A 20,045-nucleotide genomic window follows, 5' to 3' on the forward strand; every position below is an offset into this window, starting at 1 on the left:
ATTTTGATATATTATAAAATAGCTAAAACAATTTTAATTGTTATTAGGAATCATTCTTATGTCTATCACTAAAGAACAAATTTTACAAGCTATATCAGAAATGTCTATTATGAATGTTGTAGATCTTATTTCAGAAATGGAAAAAAAATTTGGAGTTTCTGCAAATATGTCTTTAAATTCTAATAACAAAGACGATAAAAAAACTTCAGAAGAAAAAACAGAATTTGACGTTATTTTAAAAAATATCGGTCCGAATAAGGTACCAGTAATAAAAAGTGTTCGTAGTGCAACAGGTTTAGGATTAAAAGAAGCAAAAGACTTAGTGGAATCTGCTCCTGTAGTTATAAAAGAAAATATAAGTAAAATTGATGCAGAATCATTGAAAAAAACTTTAGAAAATGTTGGTGCTGAAATCGAAATTAAATAAATATGCTTTATTTAGTTAACTTCTACATACGGCTGGTGTTTCTAATTCACCAGCCCTTTTAATATAAAAAATATACAAAAAAGTAATTTATCACAAAGAACTGTCTCTCCTTCAGAAATAAAAAAATTTTAATATTAATTTATATATTAACGAGCTTAGGAATCCCATGGTTTACTCTTACACCGAAAAAAAACGAATTCGTAAAGATTTTGGAAAACGTCCTCAAGTTTTGGACATACCATACCTTCTTTCTATTCAACTAGATTCTTTTAAAAAGTTTATACAACCAGATCAAGATGGTCAACATGGATTAGAAGCTGCCTTTCGTTCTGTTTTTCCCATACGGGGTTATAATGGAAATTCTGAATTACAATATGTAAGCTATAGATTGGGAGATGTAATATTTGATGTCAAAGAATGTCAAATAAGAGGAGCAACTTATTCTGCACCATTAAGAGTAAAATTAAGACTAATTATCTATGAACGCGACATATTAGAACCAACGGTTAAAGATATTAAAGAACAAGAAGTATATATGGGTGAAATACCATTAATGACTAATAATGGCACTTTCATAATTAACGGCACAGAAAGAGTAGTTGTATCTCAATTACATCGAAGTCCTGGAGTATTTTTCGATAGCGATAAAGGAAAGACGCATTCTTCAGGAAAAGTCTTATATAATGCTCGAATAATTCCTTATCGAGGATCTTGGTTAGACTTTGAATTTGATCCTAAAGATAATTTATTTGTTAGAATAGATAGACGTCGTAAGCTACCAGTTACTATTATTTTACGAGCTCTGAATTATACTACAGAAGAAATATTAGATTTATTTTTTGAAAAAAATATTTTTCAAATACAAAATAACAAAATTAAATTAAAACTGATTTCAGAAAGACTAAGGGGTGAAACAGCTTCTTTTGATATCCAAAAAAATAAAAAAGTATATGTAAAAAAAGGTCGTCGTATTACTGCAAGACACATTCAAGAACTTAAAAAAAATAAAGTAAAATCAATCACAGTTCCTATAGAATATATTTTAGGCCGAGTAGTTTCTAAAAATTATTTTCACCCTCAAAATAATGAACTAATTATTTCAGCTAATACACCATTATCTTTGGAAATACTAAATAAACTGCAACAACTAAAATTTTTATCTGTCGAAACACTTTTTACTAATGATTTAGATCATGGACCTTATATTTCAGAGACATTGCGTATAGATTCATCTAATGATCGCACAACGGCGTTAATGGAAATTTATCGCGTTATGAGACCCGGTGAACCTGTTACCAAAGAAGCAACAGAAAATTTATTCGAAAATTTATTTTTTACGGAAGATAGATATGATCTATCGTCTGTGGGTCGTATGAAATTCAATCGATCATTATCACGAAAAGAAATTGAAGGTTCTAGTACTTTAAGTAAAAAAGATATTATTGATGTTATTAAAAAACTTATTGAAATTCGCAATGGAAGGGGAGAAGTAGATGATATTGATCATTTAGGAAATAGACGAATTAGATCAGTAGGTGAAATGGCAGAAAATCAATTTAGAATTGGATTAGTTCGCGTTGAAAGAGCTGTAAAAGAAAGATTATCTGTAGGTGACTTAGAAACACTCATGCCTCAAGATATGATTAATGCCAAACCTATATCTGCAGCAATTAAAGAATTTTTTGGTTCTAGCCAATTATCTCAATTTATGGATCAAAATAATCCTCTATCAGAAATTACTCATAAAAGAAGAATTTCAGCGTTAGGATTAGGCGGGTTAACTAGAGAAAGAGCAGGTTTTGAAGTAAGGGATGTTCATCCGACTCACTATGGACGCGTTTGTCCAATAGAAACACCAGAAGGACCAAATATTGGATTAATTAATTCTTTATCGGTCTATGCACAAACAAATGCATATGGATTTTTAGAAACTCCTTATCGAAAAGTAAAAAATAGATTTATTACTCAAGAAATTCATTATTTATCAGCAATAGAAGAAGGAAATTATATTATTGCACAAGCAAATACTAACGTAGATAAGAATAATATGTTTGTTGATGATTTAGTAACTTGTCGGCATAAAGGTGAATCTAGTCTATTTAGTTGCGATGAAGTAGACTACATGGACGTTTCAACTCAACAAATTGTATCTGTTGGAGCGTCTTTAATTCCATTTTTAGAGCATGATGATGCAAATAGAGCATTAATGGGTGCAAATATGCAACGACAAGCTGTACCTACCCTTAAAACTGATAAACCTTTAGTGGGAACCGGTATGGAAAGAGCTGTAGCCGTAGACTCAGGAGTAACAATAATTGCAAAACGAAGCGGAATTATTCAATATGTCGATGCATCACGTATTATTATAAAAGTAAGTGAGGAAGAAACATGCTCGGGAGAAGCAGGAATAGATATTTATAACTTAACTAAATATACTAGATCAAATCAAAATACTTGTATCAACCAAAAACCATGCGTTCAATTAAACGAGAAAGTCAATAAAAATGACGTTTTGGCTGATGGACCATCTACTGATTTAGGAGAACTTGCATTAGGTCAAAATATGAGAGTAGCGTTTATGCCATGGAATGGATACAATTTTGAAGATTCTATACTAGTTTCGGAAAAAGTTGTTCAAAAGGATCGTTTTACTACTATTCATATTCAAGAATTATCTTGTATTTCTAGAGATACAAAATTAGGTGCGGAAGAAATTAGTTCTGATATACCCAATGTAGGTGAAGCGGCATTATCTAAGCTTGATGAATCTGGAATAGTTTATATCGGAGCTGAAGTAACTGGAGGAGATATTTTAGTAGGAAAAGTTACGCCAAAGGGAGAAACACAATTAACACCTGAAGAAAAATTGTTACGTGCTATTTTTGGAGAAAAAGCTTCTGATGTAAAAGATTCTTCTTTACGAGTTCCTAACGGAGTATGCGGGACTGTAATTGATGTTCAGATTTTTACAAGAGATGGAGTTAAAAAAGATAAAAGAACGTTAGAAATTGAAAATATGCAACTTAAGAAAGCAAAAAAAGATCTTACAGAAGAGTTTAAAATATTTGAATCAAGCTTATTTTCTAGAATTAAAAAAATTCTTATTTCCTGTAATGTTAACATAGATTATTTAAATAAATTATCCTATGAAAAATGGTTTTTAATTGATATAAAACAAAAAGATCAAAAAAAAGAAATAAACGATATTTTGAAAAAACATAATGAATTAAAAAAAGAATTTGAAAGAAAAATAGAAACAAAGCGCCGAAAAATTACACAAGGCGACGATCTTTCCCCTGGAGTTTTAAAAATAGTAAAAGTATATTTAGCTGTGAAACGTCAAATACAACCTGGTGATAAAATGGCGGGTAGGCACGGAAATAAAGGAGTAATTTCTAAAATTAATCCTATTGAAGACATGCCATACGATGAAAATGGTATACCAGTTGATATTGTATTAAATCCATTAGGAGTACCATCTCGTATGAATATCGGACAAATACTAGAAACACATCTAGGAATGGCAGCAAAGGGTATTGGCAATAAAATTAATGATATGATTAAAAAAGAAGAAAAAATATCTAATTTAAGAGAATTTATTCAAAAAGCATTTGATCTAGGAGATAACTTACGTCAAAAAGTTAATTTAAAAAAATTTTCTGATCAGGAAATACTTTGTCTAGCTGAAAACTTAAAAAAAGGAATGCCCATTTCAACTCCTGTATTTGATGGAGCTCAAGAAAATGAAATTAAAAAAATGTTAAAATTTGCTGATCTACCTACATCTGGTCAAATTTCACTCTTTGATGGAAGAACGGGAGAAAAATTTGAAAGACCAGTTACTGTTGGTTATATGTATATGTTGAAATTAAATCATTTAGTAGATGATAAAATGCACGCTAGATCTACTGGATCTTATAGTTTAGTTACTCAGCAACCTTTAGGAGGAAAAGCTCAATTCGGCGGACAACGTTTTGGAGAAATGGAAGTTTGGGCTTTAGAAGCATATGGTGCTTCTTATACGCTACAAGAAATGCTCACCGTAAAATCTGACGATGTCAATGGAAGAACCAAAATGTATAAAAATATCGTCGATGGCAATCATCAAATGGAACCTGGTATGCCAGAATCATTTAACGTATTATTAAAAGAAATTCGTTCATTAGGAATTAATATTGAATTAGAAAACGAATAATATCAATTGTCAACAAATCAATAATACTACTTAAATTTTTACCAACTTCACAAGTTCCATTCCAACGAGAGCTAATTCGTGAAAGATTTATTAAAATTTTTAAAAGCCCAAACCAAAAATGATGATTTTGATGCTATTAAAATTTCATTAGCATCGCCAGATATAATTAGATCGTGGTCATTTGGAGAAGTAAAAAAACCAGAAACAATTAATTATCGTACATTTAAACCTGAACGAGATGGTCTTTTTTGCGCTCGTATTTTTGGCCCGGTCAAAGATTACGAATGTTTATGCGGAAAATATAAAAGATTAAAACATCGAGGCGTCATTTGTGAAAAATGCGGCGTTGAAGTTACTCAAAGTAAAGTTAGACGCGAAAGAATGGGGCATATAGAACTCTCTTCGCCTACAGCTCACATTTGGTTTTTGAAATCATTACCATCTCGTATAGGTTTATTATTAGATATGCCATTAAGAGACATTGAAAGGGTATTGTATTTTGAATCTTATGTTGTTATTGAACCAGGAATGACTCATCTTGAAAAACGAAAAATTTTAACGGAAGAAGAATATTTAGATGCATTAGAAGAATTTGGAGATGAATTCCAAGCGACTATGGGGGCAGAAGCTATTCAATTTCTGCTAAAAGACATAAATTTAACAAAGGAATGTCAAAATTTAAGAGAAGAATTGAATGAAACAAATTCAGAAACGAAAAGAAAAAAATTAACAAAAAGAATCAAATTATTAGAATCATTTATACAATCTCATAATAAACCAGAATGGATGATTCTTACAGTTTTACCAGTTTTACCGCCAGATTTGAGACCGTTAGTACCATTAGATGGAGGAAGATTCGCCACTTCTGATTTAAACGATCTTTATCGAAGGGTAATTAATCGAAATAATCGCCTCAAAAGATTATTAGATTTAGCAGCTCCTGATATTATTGTTCGCAATGAAAAAAGAATGTTACAAGAAGCAGTAGATGCTTTATTAGATAATGGTAGAAGAGGTAGAGCTATTACCGGGTCAAATAAAAGACCTTTAAAATCATTAGCTGATATGATCAAAGGAAAACAAGGACGATTTCGACAAAATCTTCTTGGAAAACGTGTGGATTATTCAGGAAGATCAGTAATTACTGTAGGACCATATCTTCACTTACATCAATGCGGATTACCTAAAAAAATGGCTTTAGAACTCTTTAAACCATTTATATATGGAAAATTAGAAGTACGTGGTTTAGCAACTACAATTAAAGCAGCAAAAAAAATGGTTGAACGCGAAGAAGCAATAGTATGGGACATTTTAGATGAAGTTATTCGTGAACATCCTGTTTTGCTAAATAGAGCACCTACTTTACATAGATTAGGAATTCAAGCATTTGAACCTGTTTTGATAGAAGGAAAAGCTATTCAATTACATCCATTAGTTTGCGCTGCCTATAATGCAGATTTTGATGGAGATCAAATGGCTGTCCATGTTCCTCTTACTATTGAAGCTCAATTAGAAGCAAGAGCTTTGATGATGTCTACAAATAATATTTTGTCTCCAGCTAACGGAGAACCAATTATTGTACCCTCCCAAGATGTAGTGCTAGGACTTTATTATATGACCCGCGAAAAAATTAATGGAAAAGGCGAGGGTATGATATTAAATAGTTCTCACGAAGCAGAGAAAGTATATCGTCTAGGAATTGCAGAATTACATTCATTAGTCAAAGTACGTATAATAGAGTACAAAAAAGACGAGAATAATAATTTTAAATCTATTAAAAAAATTATCAATACAACTATAGGACGAGCAATTTTATGGATGATTGTTCCTAAGGGTCTTCCATTTAACATAGTTAATCAAACTTTAGGAAAAAAAGACATTTCAAAAATGCTAAATACTTGTTATCGAATCTTAGGTTTAAAATCTACTGTATCTTTTGCTGATCAAATTATGTATACAGGATTTGCTTATGCAGCAAGATCTGGTGCGTCAGTAGGTATTGATGATATGGTTATACCAGAAAAAAAATTAAATATTATAAATGAAGCAAAAATAGAAGTTGCCGAAATACAAGAACAATTTCAATCTGGATTAGTTACAGCAGGAGAAAGATATAATAAAGTTATTGATATTTGGGCAGCTGCCAACGAAAGAGTTGCTAAAGCAATGATGGAAAATTTATCTACAGAATCTGTATTAGATAAAAACGGAAAACAAAAAAAGCAAATTTCTTTTAATAGTATATTCATGATGGCTGATTCAGGTGCGAGAGGATCTGCTGCACAAATACGTCAATTAGCAGGTATGCGAGGTTTAATGGCAAAACCCGACGGGTCTATAATTGAAACGCCAATTACAGCAAATTTTAGAGAAGGTTTAAATGTGCTTCAGTATTTTATTTCTACTCATGGCGCTCGCAAAGGATTAGCTGATACTGCATTAAAAACTGCAAATTCTGGATATTTAACACGTCGTTTAGTGGATGTAGCTCAAGATTTAGTTGTGACTCAAAACGATTGCGGAACACATGAAGGTATATTAATGACACCCTTAATAGAAGGAGGAGATGTTAAGGAGCCTTTACGAGAACGAGTTTTAGGACGTGTTACTGCAGAAACAATTTTCGTTCCTAATACACAAAAAATACTGATTAAGAGAAATACTTTATTAAATGAACAATGGTGTGATCTTTTAGAGAATAACTCTATAGATAATGTCAAAGTCAGATCTGTAGTAAACTGTGAAACAGATTTTGGTGTTTGTGCTTATTGTTATGGTCGAGATTTGGCAAGGGGAAATTTAGTCAACAAAGGCGAAGCAATAGGAGTAATAGCAGCGCAATCTATTGGTGAACCAGGCACGCAATTAACTATGAGAACTTTTCACATAGGTGGTGCTGCATCAAGAGCTGCTACTGAATCTAGCATTCAAATAAAAAATACCGGAATTATAAATCTTAATAATGCAAAATCTGTTACTAATTCTACTGGGAAAATAGTTATCACATCCAGAAATGTAGAACTTAATATAATTGATTATTTTGGAAGAACAAAAGAAAGCTACAAAGTTCCTTATGGAGCTATTATGGCAAAGGGAAATGGCGAAAAAGCAAATTCTGGAGAAATAGTAGCAAAATGGGATCCGCATACTATTCCTGTAATCACAGAAGTAAATGGATTTGTTAAATTTGTAGATATGATAGATGGTCAAAGCATAACAAGACAAGCAGATGAACTAACAGGATTATCATCTATAGTAGTTTTAGATACAGCAGAAAGAATGACCATTGGAAAAGATTTGAGACCTTCATTAAAAATAGTTGATAAACATGGAAATGATGTACTTATTTCTGGTACAGAAATGCCTGCACAATACTTTTTGCCCGGAAAGTCTATTGTTCAATTAAATGACGGAATACAAATCAGTTCTGGAGACACCTTAGCAAGAGTACCTCAAGAATCTGGAGGTACAAAAGATATTACAGGAGGACTGCCAAGAGTAGCTGATTTATTTGAAGCTAGACGACCAAAAGAATTAGCGATTTTAGCAGAAATTAGTGGAATCGTTTCTTTTGGAAAGGAAACAAAGGGGAAAAGAAGACTAATTATCACCCCAGTAGATGGCAGTGATTCGTATGAAGAAATGATTCCCAAATGGAGACAACTAAATGTATTTGAAGGAGAAAGAGTCGAACGAGGTGATGTTATATCAGATGGTCCAGAATCACCACATGATATTCTGCGTTTAAGAGGTGTTCAAGCAGTAACTAAATACATCGTTAACGAAGTACAAGAAGTATATCGTCTTCAAGGTGTAAAAATTAATGATAAACACATTGAAGTTATTGTTCGACAAATGCTAAGAAAAGCTACTATAATAAAATCAGGCAATTCAGACTTTTTAGATGGTGAACAAGTAGAATTCTCTCGCATAAAAATTTCTAATCGAATTTTAGAACAGCAAAAAAAAACACCAGTAATATACTCAAGAGATTTATTAGGCATCACTAAAGCTTCTCTTGCAACTGAATCATTTATATCTGCAGCGTCTTTTCAAGAAACTACTAGAGTACTAACTGAATCTGCAGTTGCAGGAAAAAAAGACGAATTACGCGGACTTAAAGAAAACGTTATTGTCGGTCGTTTAATACCAGCTGGCACAGGATATGCATATCATAAAGAACGCTTAAAACGTCGTAATAAAAAAAATATTAATCAAGGTTTATCTTCTTCTATTAATAATCATTGCTCTTCACAAGTAAGCGCAGAAGAAGCATCAGCTAGTTTATCAGAATTATTAAATTCTACTCTCGTAAATAATGATTATACTTCATAAGTAAAATATTTTTAACAATCTATTATAATCTGCCGTTATAGCTGCTTAAAAAAGCAGCTATAATAAAAAATATATGATAAATGTAATTAAAATAAAATTTTAATTTTTTTATATTTTAGAATTTTATTAAAAATAAATAATAAAATAATTTATGATCTATTTATTAATACAAAGTTATTTGTAATGCTTAATAATTTTAATAAATTTATTCAATTAATGTTCTTTTATATTTATATTATCTTTTTACTTATTTTTAGATATATTATATATTTTATTTATTTAAATCTTTGGGACTTTATTCTAAAAAATATTTAAAAGAATAATTAATTTTTAAAAATTATATAACAATTGAATTAAAAAAACTCTTAATATACCTAAAATATAGAAATAATATTTAAATTAATTATTAATTTTTAAAAACAAAGGAAAAAATAATGAACAAAACTCAATTAATTAACATTATTTCTAAAAAATCTAATTTATCTAAAATACAAGTAAAATCTACTTTAGAAACAACATTAGCAGCAATTATTGAATCTTTAAAAAATGGTGAATCTGTGCAAATAGTGGGATTCGGAACATTTAAAGTAAACCTAAGAGCTTCGCGTACAGGAAGAAATCCTCAAACAGGAAAAGAAATAGTCATCCCCGCCACAAAAGTTCCTAGTTTTATATCCGGTAAAACATTAAAAAACGCAATTAAATAGAGTCATATAATAAATATATTATTAAGGGGCAATTATGCCCCTGTCTAAAAAAACATTTAATATCAAAAATCCTAATATCTAATTAATTTGAGAAACAATCGCTTTAAAAAAGAAAAAAATTATGTCATTTAAAAAAAATATAAAAAATGCTTTAATTAGCGTATCTGATAAGAAAAATCTTTTAAAAATAGCAAAAATATTATTAGCTAGGAAAATTAATTTACTCACCACGAATGGAACGGGAAATTTTTTAAAAAAAAATAATATACCTATTATTCGAATATCAGATTACGTAAATTTTCCTGAAATAATGAACGGACGCTTAAAAACATTGCACCCAAAAATAATGGCGGGCATTTTAAGTAGAAGAGAAAAAGATCAAAAAACAATGATGTTATATAACTTATCAGAAATAGATATAGTTATTGTTAATTTTTATCCATTTGAAAAAATAAAAAAGGAAAAAAATAATATTGACGAAATTATTGAAAATATTGACATCGGAGGACCTACACTTGTTCGTGCTGCTGCAAAAAATTATAAAAATGTAATAGTTTTGGTAGACTTATCAGATTTAGAATTGATAACTGATGCCATTAAAAATGATCAAATGTGTATAAAAAAAAGATTTTTTTTAGCTAAAAAAGCTTTTGAATATACCTCAAATTACGAAAAAATAATTTCAAATTATTTTACAAAGATGACAAATTTTCAAAAAAAATTAAAAGACGACATATTTCCAAATGAAATTAAATTGAATTTTATAAAAAAACAAAACTTAAGATATGGAGAAAATCAACATCAAAAATCATCTTTTTATGTAAATAAAAGTATATTACAATCAGGAACAATAAGTTCATCTTATCAACAACAAGGAAAAAATTTATCTTATAATAATGTATCTGATGCTGACATAGCTCTAGAATGCGTAAAAGAATTTTTTAATCCAGCATGTGTTATTGTTAAACACGGAAATCCTTGTGGAGTTTCTGAAGGAAATTCAATTTTTGAATCATATCTCTCTGCATATAATGCTGATCCAGTTTCATCATTTGGAGGAATTATTGCTTTCAACGATACTTTGGACTTTCTAACTACTCAAGAAATTATTAAAAAACAATTTGTTGAAGTAATTATAGCGCCGAAAATAAATATTGATGCATTAAAAGAATTAGAAAAGAAACCAAATATAAGAATACTAACTTGCGGAAAAATAAAAAAAATAAATAAAGAATTAGATTTTAAACGAATAACTAATGGAATGCTTATTCAAGAATATGACCATAGCGAAATAAATTTAAAAAAATTTTCTTTTGTAACAAAAAGAATACCTACATCAAAAGAATTAAAAGACGCAATATTTTGCTGGAAAGTCTCTAAATTTGTCAAATCTAACGCAATCGTATATGGTTTAAATCAAACTACAATAAGTATAGGTGCGGGACAAACAAGTAGAATTGATGCAACTAATTTAGCAAATTTTAAAGCAAAAAATAGAAAAAAAAATACTATTGGAGCAGTTATGGCTTCTGATGCTTTTTTCCCTTTTCGAGATGGAATCGATAGTGCAGCTTCTATTGGAATTAATTGTATCATTCAACCTGGAGGTTCTATTAATGACCAAGAAATCATTCAGGCAGCTAATGAATATAAAATTGCAATGATTTTTACAAATAAAAGACATTTCAAACATTAATTTAAAAACATTTAACATTTAAAAAATAAACAATTGTTTAAATCATCATTTAGATTTTCCGCAGTAAAAATGAAAATAATCTAAAAGATGATTTAAATTTTTGAAAAAATAAACTAAATTTTAGTTCTCATACTTTTAGCTACTTGAACCATATTTTTTAACGCTAATTCTGTCTCTATCCAATTTCTTGTTTTTAATCCACAATCTGGATTAATCCAAATACGATCTAATGGAATATAGTTAATAGCTTTATGTAATAAAATGCTAATTGAATTAATATCTGGTATATTAGGTGAATGAATATCATATACTCCAGGGCCAACTTCATTTGGATATTTAAAATCTTTAAATGCTTGTAACAGCTCCATATCCGAACGAGCAGTTTCTATTGTAATGACATCAGCATCTAGTAAAGCAATAGAACTCATAATATCATTAAATTCACAATAACACATATGTGTATGAATTTGAGTGGTATTTTTAACACCATAAGAACTTAATCGGAAAGAGTTAACAGCCCAAGATAAATATTTATCCCATAAACTTTTTCGTAAAGGTAAACCTTCTCTTAAAGCAGGCTCATCAATTTGAATAATCTCTATTTTTTCTTTTTCTAAATCTAAAACTTCATCGTTAAGAACTAATGCAATTTGCATTGCAATTTTTTCTAAAGAAATATCTTCTCTAGGAAAAGACCAAAATAAAATTGTAACCGGACCGGTTAACATTCCTTTCATAGGTTTATTAGTTAACGATTGAGCATATTTAGACCATTTTACTGTTATAGGTTTTGGTCGACTAATATCACCAATAATAATAGGAGGTTTTACACAACGAGACCCATAACTTTGCACCCAACCATTATCAGTAAATACAAATCCTTCTAAATTTTCACCAAAATACTCTACCATATCATTTCTTTCAGCCTCTCCATGGACAAGAACATCTATATCTAATTTTTCTTGAAACTTAACTACTTCTTTAATATTTTCTTTAATACCTTTCTCATACTCCTTATAACTTACTAATCCTTCTTTATAATGTCTTCTTAATTTTCTTATCGATTGAGTTTGAGGAAATGATCCGATAGTAGTTGTTGGAAAAAATGGTAAATTAAATTTCTTTTTTTGTTCTTTAGAGCGAATATTATAAGAATCAATGCGTTTAAAAGTTTTATTAAATATTTTAGATAAACGTTTTTGTACTTTTGGATTATGTACTTTATTAGAAAAGGTACGATCGTACATTGGTAAAGACCATTTTTCGATAAAAGTAGTATTATTTTGATTTAATGCATTTGATAATAAAGATAATTCTTGACACTTTTGAACAGCAAAAGAAAACCATTTTTTAACATCTTCACTTAAATTTTTTTCTGCATCTAAATCAATTGGACAATGTAATAAAGAACATGAAGAACCAATTAATATTTTTTTTCGAAATGGTAAAATTGTAGAAATAGTTTTAAACCATTTTAATAAGTTAGATTTCCAAATATTCCGGCCATTTACTATTCCTAAAGATAAAATCCAATCTTTAGGTAACGTAGAGTTAAAAGAAAATAAATCATATTTTCCAAAAATTAAGTCAATATGAATTCCGTATATTGGTAAATTTCGAATAAATTCTATATTGTGCTTAATATTGTCAAAATATGTAGCTAATAATATCTTCGAAGATCCATGTAAATAATCATAAGCATATAAATAAGATTTTTTCCAACGCTCAGGAAGATCTAAAACCAAAGCAGGTTCATCAACCTGAACAAACTCAATATCACGTTTAGATAATTCATTTAAAACATATTTATATATTGGTAATATTTTTTCTAGCATTTCCAGACGATCAAAATATTTACCTTTAACTTTGCCTAACCAAAGATAAGTAATAGGACCTAATAATATAGGTTTTACTTTATAACCTAATGATAGCGCCTCATCTGTTTCATCTAAAATCTGTTTCCAAGAAAAATTTAATGCTTTTTTTTTATCAAATTCTGGGACAATATAATGATAATTAGTATTAAACCATTTAGTCATTTCTGAAGCAGATATGTTTGGAGAATTACCTCGAGCTACACGAAACAAACAATCTAAATCAATAGATTTATCTGGATTCAAATGTCTATCTGGTATATTCCCTAACATCATACTAATATTTAACACATGATCATACCAGGAAAAATCTCCTACTGGTATATAATCAATTCCTGCATTTTTTTGTATTTCCCAATGATTTTTCCTTAACTCTGATCCTGTAGACAGAAGATCTTCTTTCGTAATGTTCCCAGACCAATAAGCTTCTTGAGCTTTTTTTAACTCACGGTTTAAACCAATTCTTGGAAATCCAAGCGTATGATTTGAAATAATCATTAATTACACCTTAATTATATTATTTGCGATTTAATCAATAAATATTCTATAATTGATCTAATTTAATTATATGCTTTATAATTCTTCTATTTAGTCGAATTCGCAAGCTCAAATAATTCATTATAAACATGAAATAATATCATGATAAACTTAAAACATCTTCAAATATTACAAACATTAAAAAATACTGGTTCAATTAATCTTACAGCAATTGAATTACATCAAACACAATCAGCTATTTCGCATCAATTTAATAAATTAGAAAAAAAATTAGGTTTTAAACTATTTATCAGAAAAACTAATCCAATAAAATTTACAGTTCAAGGAAAAATTTTACTTCAACTATCAAAAGAAATATTGCCAAAAATTCAAAAAGCAATAAAAAATTGCAAAAAATCTCCTCTAAAAACTATCAAATTAGCTATTGAATGTCATAGTTGTATTCAGTGGTTCACACCAGCTCTTAGAAAATTTCAAAAAAAATGGCCAAAAATAAAAATAGATTTTTATTCTGATATGATATTTAGCCCTCAACCATATCTTCAACAAGGCGAACTAGATGTTGTTTTAACTTCAGAGGTATTGCCTAAAAGTAATATATTTTACGCACCTATATTTGATTTTGAGGTACGCCTGATTTTATCACCTAATCATCCCTTAGTAAAAAAAAAGAAAAAAATTACTCCAGGAGATTTATCATCTGAAATATTAATGACATATCCTATACCACGCAATAGATTAGATATATGGAAATTATTTCTAAAACCAGCTGGCATCATACCAGTTTTCAAAAATGTACATAATACCTCTCTTTTAATCCAAATGGTATCCGCACAAATGGGAGTTGCTGCATTACCTCATTGGGCAGTTGACAACTTTGAAAAACAAGGTTTGATTATTACAAAAAAAATAGGAAACGGATTATGGAAACGTTTATATGCTGCTACAAGGAATGGTGAACAAAAAGAAATTATTATAAAAAGTTTTATTAATTCTATACACTCGCATGCTTTTTCTCACTTAAACTTTATTCGAAATAAATTACGCATTTAAAATAAAATTTTATAAAAATAAATTTATTTTTCCAAAAAAATTCTCTTTAAAAAAACTGCAACACCATCATTTTTATTACTTCCAATAATCTCAGAATGAGGCAAAGATTTCTTTAAATTAGGATCTGCATTTTCCATAATGCATGATTTTCCAACAATGCTAAGCATGTCTTGATCATTCATTCCATCTCCAATAGCAATAAATTTTTTTAAAGAAATTCCCAAAATACTAGATATTAACTTTAATCCATGACCTTTAGAAGCTTTTCTTGATGTTACTTCTAAACAACCTGGAAGAGAAAAATTAATATTAATTTTAACACCTAAGCGTTTAATAATTTCTTTTTCAAGATTATTTAATTCTAAAAAATTTTTACTTGTAAAAAAAATTTTACTAATTTTATTTAATTGTAAATTATTCAAAGAAAAAAAATTGTATTTTAAAGATGACAAAGTAGGACAAAAATTATTATCTAATTTATTATTATTTATATACCACCGATTTTTACGATATATCTGAGTAATAATACTAGGATTAAAATATCCTATTTCACAAAGCGTTCGAGCAATATCTTCATCTAAATAATTTTGAAAAATTAATTTATTATTTAAATCATAAATTCTAGCTCCATTAGAACTAATAATAAAAAATTTTATTTTTAAGCTATTTTTGATATTTATTAAATCAGCATAATGACGGCCAGAAGCAAAAATAAAATAAATATTTCTTTTTATTAGCAAATTAATAACTTTTTGAGTATACGTAGTAATTTTATTGTCTGGAGAAAGTAGAGTTCCATCTAAATCTACTGCGATTATTTTATACATAAAAACCTTAATAAAATATAATATTTATTATATCTAAATATATTTAAAAATATAATAATTACAAATAAAATGTATATTTTATACATTGTAACAATTTTTTATTATCAATAAAACATAAAAAAGCAATGTCAAGGAAATACACATGTTAAAAAGAGATACTACTATAGTAATACTTGCAGCTGGAAAAGGAAGTAGAATGAAATCAAATTTTCCTAAAGTATTACATAAATTAGGCGATAAAACCATTTTAGAATATGTTATAAATACAGCTAAGTCGATTAATCCCAAAAAAATAATATTAGTTGATAATTTCGAAAAAAAAATTATTTCATCTAATATTCAAGAAAAATCAATAAACTATGTTATTCAAAAAAAACAAAATGGAACTGGAGGCGCTATACTGACTGCATCAAAAAAATTTTTAGACGATGAATATATAATTGTTTTATATGGAGATATGCCTTTTATTTCAGCTGAATCAGTAAAAAAGTTAATAAAATATAAAAAAAAATCAAAAATTACTTTGTTGACATCTTATCTAGACAATCCTAATGGATATGGTAGAGTTTTAAGAAAAAACAAAAAAATTATCAGTATTATAGAAGAAAAAAATGCAAATTTTTATGAAAAAAAAATTAAAGAAGTATATTCTGGAACATTTATAGCAAATGCAAAAAATTTAAAAAAATGGCTAAAAAAAATAAATGATAAGAATATTCAAAAGGAATTATATGCAACTGATATTGTTCATATTGCTTATTTAGAAGGTGCAAATATTAAATCTGTAAAAACTATAAAAACTAAAGAAATATTAGGAATTAATAACAAATTGCAACTATCTATTTTAGAAGAAATATTACAAAAAGAAAAAATTAAAAAATTACTTATTAATGGAATTACATTAAAAAATCCATATAATTTTACTCTACGCGGTAATTTAAAGCATGGAAAAAATGTAGAAATAGAAAGCGGTGTAGTATTAGAAGGAAATATTTTTTTAGGAGATAATATTAAAATTGGAACAGGGTGTATTATTAAAAATAGCTTTATTAATGATAATACACATATTAAAGAATATACAATTCTAGATAACGTTCAAATAGGTAAAAATTGCATTATCGGACCTTTTGCGCATTTAAGACCTAAAACAATATTGAGCGATGAAGTAGAAATAGGTAATTTTGTTGAAATAAAAGACAGTAATATCAAAAAATCATCTAAGATAAAACATCTTAGTTATATTGGAAATGCTGAAATTGGTGCTCGAGTTAATATTGGAGCAGGTAGCATAACATGTAATTACGATGGTAAAAATAAATTTAAAACTACTATTGGTGATAATGTTTTTATTGGCTCTAACACACAACTAGTGGCGCCTATTAAAATTACAAATAATACAACTATTGCAGCAGGAACTACTTTAACTAAAAATATTAATATTCCCTGTTTAGTTTATAATAAAAAAATACAAAAATGTAAAATAAACTGGACTAGATCAAATAAAAATAAAAAATCTACTGATTAATTCAAATTATTAATACTTATAAAATATTTAATAAATTTAAAAGGTATGCCTATATGTGTGGCATTGTTGCTGCAGTAACAAAACGCAATATAATTAATTTTCTTCTACAAAGTATCAAAAAGTTAGAATATCGAGGATACGATTCATCAGGATTGGCAGTAATAAATAAAAATAGTGATATTGTCCGAATTCGATGCGTCGGAAAAGTTAACGTACTCTCTAAAAAAGTAAAGAAAAAAAAATTATTTGGAAATATTGGATTTGCTCATACTAGATGGGCTACACATGGGAAAATTTCCAAAGAAAATACGCATCCTCATATTTCTTCGAATATTGTCGTTGTTCATAATGGAATTATTGAAAATAGTTCAAAATTAAGAATTTTATTAGAAAAAAAAGGATATACATTTAATTCTGATACAGACACTGAAGTTATTGCTCATTTATTGCATTTAGAACAAAGTAAAAAAGGTCTCTCTCTTTTAAAAACAGTTCAAAAAAGTATATTACAATTGAATGGCAATTATAGTATGGTCGTCATGGATGCTAAAAATGCATCTAAACTAATAGCAGTCCGTTCTGGCAGTCCTTTAGTGATTGGATTAGGCATAAAAGAAAACTTTATAGCTTCTGATCAAATTGCATTACTAAGTTCTACAAAACGTTTTATATATTTAGAAGAAGGTGACATAGCAATAGTAAAAGCAAAAAAAGTTAATATTTTCAATAAAGACGGAGTCATAATTGAAAGAGATGAAATTAAGTCTAATGTAAAATATAAATCTGTAAGTAAAGGAAAATATAAACATTATATGGAAAAAGAAATATATGAACAACCTTTATCTATTCAAAAAACTTTAAACAACCGTATAAAAGAAGATAAAACTATACATTTTTCAGAATTAAGTCCAAAAGAAGAAAATTTATTTTTAAAAGCAGAACATATTCAAATAGTCGCTTGTGGCACTTCCTATCATGCAGCTTTAGTATCCAAGTATTGGTTTGAATCTCTTGCCGACATTCCATGTGATGTTGAAATAGCTTCCGAGTTTTCTTCAAGAAAACTCGCAATAAGAAAAAATAGTTTCTTTATTACTTTATCACAATCTGGAGAGACTGCTGATACATTAGAAGCTTTGAGAATATCTAAAAAACTAGGATATTTAGGCAATCTTACTATATGTAATATGAAAGGATCATCATTAGTTAAAGAATCTGATTGTTGCCTATCAACAGAAGCAGGCATAGAAATAGGTGTTGCATCAACAAAATCATTTACTGCGCAATTAACTGTCTTATTAATGTTGATAACAAAAATAATGCATTTAAAAAGAAAAAACATTATGATTGCAAAAAAAATTGTAAAAAGTTTACATTACTTACCTAGCAAAATTAAAAAAATTTTTAAAAAAAATACATTAATAGAAAAAGTAGCTAATAATTTATATCGTAAAAAAAACATACTATTTTTAGGTCGAGGAAGTCAATATCCTATTGCTTTGGAAGGTGCTCTAAAAGTCAAAGAAATCTCTTATATTCACGCTGAAGCGTATCCATCAGGTGAACTAAAACACGGCCCTTTAGCATTGATTGATAAAAATATGCCTGTTATTATCATAGCTCCAAATGATTCGTTAATTGAAAAAACAAAAAAAAGTATTCAAGAAATATCTGCAAGAGAAGGAAAAATTTATGTTCTTTCAGACAAAGAAGTAAATTTAGAAAACAATATAAATTTTATTAAAATACCGTATATTGAAGAAATTATTGCTCCTATCCTTTATATAGTGCCGTTACAACTATTTTCCTATTACATAGCACTAAAAAAAGGAAAAAATATTGATCAACCTAGAAATCTTGCAAAATCTGTTACAGTAGAATAAATTTTTTAATTATTTCAAAGAAATTAATATAAAGGTAAAATATTTATTAAAAAGAGTATGAGTTTTCAATTTAAAAACTTAATCTCATACTCTATATAAAAAATTAATTTTCTATAGCTCTTTTTAATTTTTTCATAGCATTTTTTTCTAACTGACGAACACGTTCTGCAGAAATTCCATAATTACTTGCAATTTTTTGTAGAGTATTTTTTTTATTATTATCTAGCCAACGAGCATGAATAATATCTCGACTCCTAGTATCTAATCTTAATAAAGCATTGCTTAATTTGCTTGTGGTATGTTTATCCCAATCATCTTTTTCTAAGCCATGAGCAAAATTAGAAGTTTTATCTTGTAGATAAGGCATGTTTGTATTATTTTTTCCATTTTTTAAATCTTCTTCTGGAAATGGACTAAAAATTACGTCTTGCGCTGACATTCGAGATTCCATTTCTCTAACATCTTCATTGCTCACTCCTAATTCTTGTGCAACTATTTTAATTTCGTCTTCATTAAACCAACCTAATCTTTTTTTATTTTTTCTTAAATTAAAAAATAACTTTCTTTGTGCTTTAGTTGTGGCTACTTTTACAATACGCCAATTACGTAATACATATTCATGTATTTCAGATTTAATCCAATGCACCGCAAAAGATACAAGACGCACTCCTATTTCGGGATTAAATCTTCGCACTGCTTTCATTAACCCTATATTACCTTCTTGTATTAAATCCGCCTGAAGGAGACCATAACCTGAATAATTGCGTGAAATATGAATAACGAAACGAAGATGAGAAAGAATCAAAGTTTTTGCGGCATCCAAATCACCGCTATAACGCAAGCGCTTAGTTAAGGATTTTTCTTCTTCAAGAGAAAGCATTGGCCATAAATTAGCGATTCTAATATATGAATCTAAGTTTCCCGGCGAAGTTACAGACAAAATCTGCACTTTATTAATCATTTTTATTCCAGCATTAATAAAATATATTTAATGAATTATAAAGATGTGGGATTTTTATATCATA

General features: G+C 28.3%; 11 protein-coding genes. 8 read left to right on the forward strand and 3 right to left on the reverse strand.

Annotated features, from left to right (window positions below; genetic code table 11):
• The first annotated feature begins 58 nt into the window (after nt 1-58).
• From rplL to purH, 5 genes are all read left to right on the forward strand, one after another.
• The gene (gene rplL / locus DD681_RS02880) at nt 59-427 is read left to right on the forward strand and encodes a 50S ribosomal protein L7/L12 (protein ID WP_158341494.1); all 369 of its coding nucleotides are present in this window, start codon (nt 59-61) and stop codon (nt 425-427) included.
• Between the two features lie 166 nt (nt 428-593).
• Nucleotides 594-4,622, forward strand: coding sequence for a DNA-directed RNA polymerase subunit beta (gene rpoB, locus DD681_RS02885; protein WP_158341495.1), 4,029 nt, complete (start codon nt 594-596; stop codon nt 4,620-4,622).
• Between the two features lie 78 nt (nt 4,623-4,700).
• A complete protein-coding gene (gene rpoC / locus DD681_RS02890; RefSeq protein WP_158341496.1) occupies nt 4,701-8,957 on the forward strand; it encodes a DNA-directed RNA polymerase subunit beta' in 4,257 nt (1,418 codons plus the stop codon).
• A 434-nt stretch (nt 8,958-9,391) separates the two neighbouring features.
• The gene (locus DD681_RS02895) at nt 9,392-9,664 is read left to right on the forward strand and encodes an HU family DNA-binding protein (RefSeq protein ID WP_158341497.1); all 273 of its coding nucleotides are present in this window, start codon (nt 9,392-9,394) and stop codon (nt 9,662-9,664) included.
• A 121-nt stretch (nt 9,665-9,785) separates the two neighbouring features.
• Nucleotides 9,786-11,360 carry a bifunctional phosphoribosylaminoimidazolecarboxamide formyltransferase/IMP cyclohydrolase gene (gene purH / locus DD681_RS02900; protein ID WP_158341498.1) on the forward strand — a complete coding sequence of 525 codons (1,575 nt, stop codon included), beginning with the start codon at nt 9,786-9,788 and terminating at the stop codon, nt 11,358-11,360.
• A 113-nt stretch (nt 11,361-11,473) separates the two neighbouring features.
• On the opposite strand, the gene metE is transcribed toward purH, so the two are convergent.
• Nucleotides 11,474-13,732 carry a 5-methyltetrahydropteroyltriglutamate--homocysteine S-methyltransferase gene (gene metE, locus DD681_RS02905; RefSeq protein ID WP_158341499.1) on the reverse strand — a complete coding sequence of 753 codons (2,259 nt, stop codon included), beginning with the start codon at nt 13,730-13,732 and terminating at the stop codon, nt 11,474-11,476.
• A 141-nt stretch (nt 13,733-13,873) separates the two neighbouring features.
• Here metE and metR point away from each other — a divergent pair, with 141 nt between their 5' ends.
• Nucleotides 13,874-14,785, forward strand: a complete 912-nt coding sequence (metR, locus tag DD681_RS02910) for an HTH-type transcriptional regulator MetR (protein ID WP_158341500.1) — start codon at nt 13,874-13,876, stop codon at nt 14,783-14,785.
• A gap of 23 nt (nt 14,786-14,808) precedes the next feature.
• On the opposite strand, the gene DD681_RS02915 is transcribed toward metR, so the two are convergent.
• A complete protein-coding gene (locus tag DD681_RS02915) occupies nt 14,809-15,612 on the reverse strand; it encodes a Cof-type HAD-IIB family hydrolase (protein ID WP_158341501.1) in 804 nt (267 codons plus the stop codon).
• Between the two features lie 142 nt (nt 15,613-15,754).
• On the opposite strand from DD681_RS02915, the gene glmU reads away from it, so the two are divergent.
• On the forward strand, nt 15,755-17,137 hold the full coding sequence (glmU, locus tag DD681_RS02920) for a bifunctional UDP-N-acetylglucosamine diphosphorylase/glucosamine-1-phosphate N-acetyltransferase GlmU (protein WP_158341502.1): 1,383 nt from the start codon (nt 15,755-15,757) through the stop codon (nt 17,135-17,137).
• Between the two features lie 53 nt (nt 17,138-17,190).
• On the forward strand, nt 17,191-19,020 hold the full coding sequence (gene glmS, locus DD681_RS02925; RefSeq protein WP_158341503.1) for a glutamine--fructose-6-phosphate transaminase (isomerizing): 1,830 nt from the start codon (nt 17,191-17,193) through the stop codon (nt 19,018-19,020).
• Nucleotides 19,021-19,123: 103 nt separating this feature from the next.
• On the opposite strand, the gene rpoH is transcribed toward glmS, so the two are convergent.
• Nucleotides 19,124-19,981: an RNA polymerase sigma factor RpoH gene (gene rpoH, locus DD681_RS02930; RefSeq protein ID WP_158341504.1), complete on the reverse strand. Its 858-nt coding sequence runs from the start codon at nt 19,979-19,981 to the stop codon at nt 19,124-19,126.
• Nucleotides 19,982-20,045 lie beyond the last annotated feature (64 nt).

It is taken from the genome of Buchnera aphidicola (Melanaphis sacchari), from assembly GCF_003096055.1.
In the GTDB taxonomy this organism is placed as follows: domain Bacteria; phylum Pseudomonadota; class Gammaproteobacteria; order Enterobacterales; family Enterobacteriaceae; genus Buchnera; species Buchnera aphidicola_P.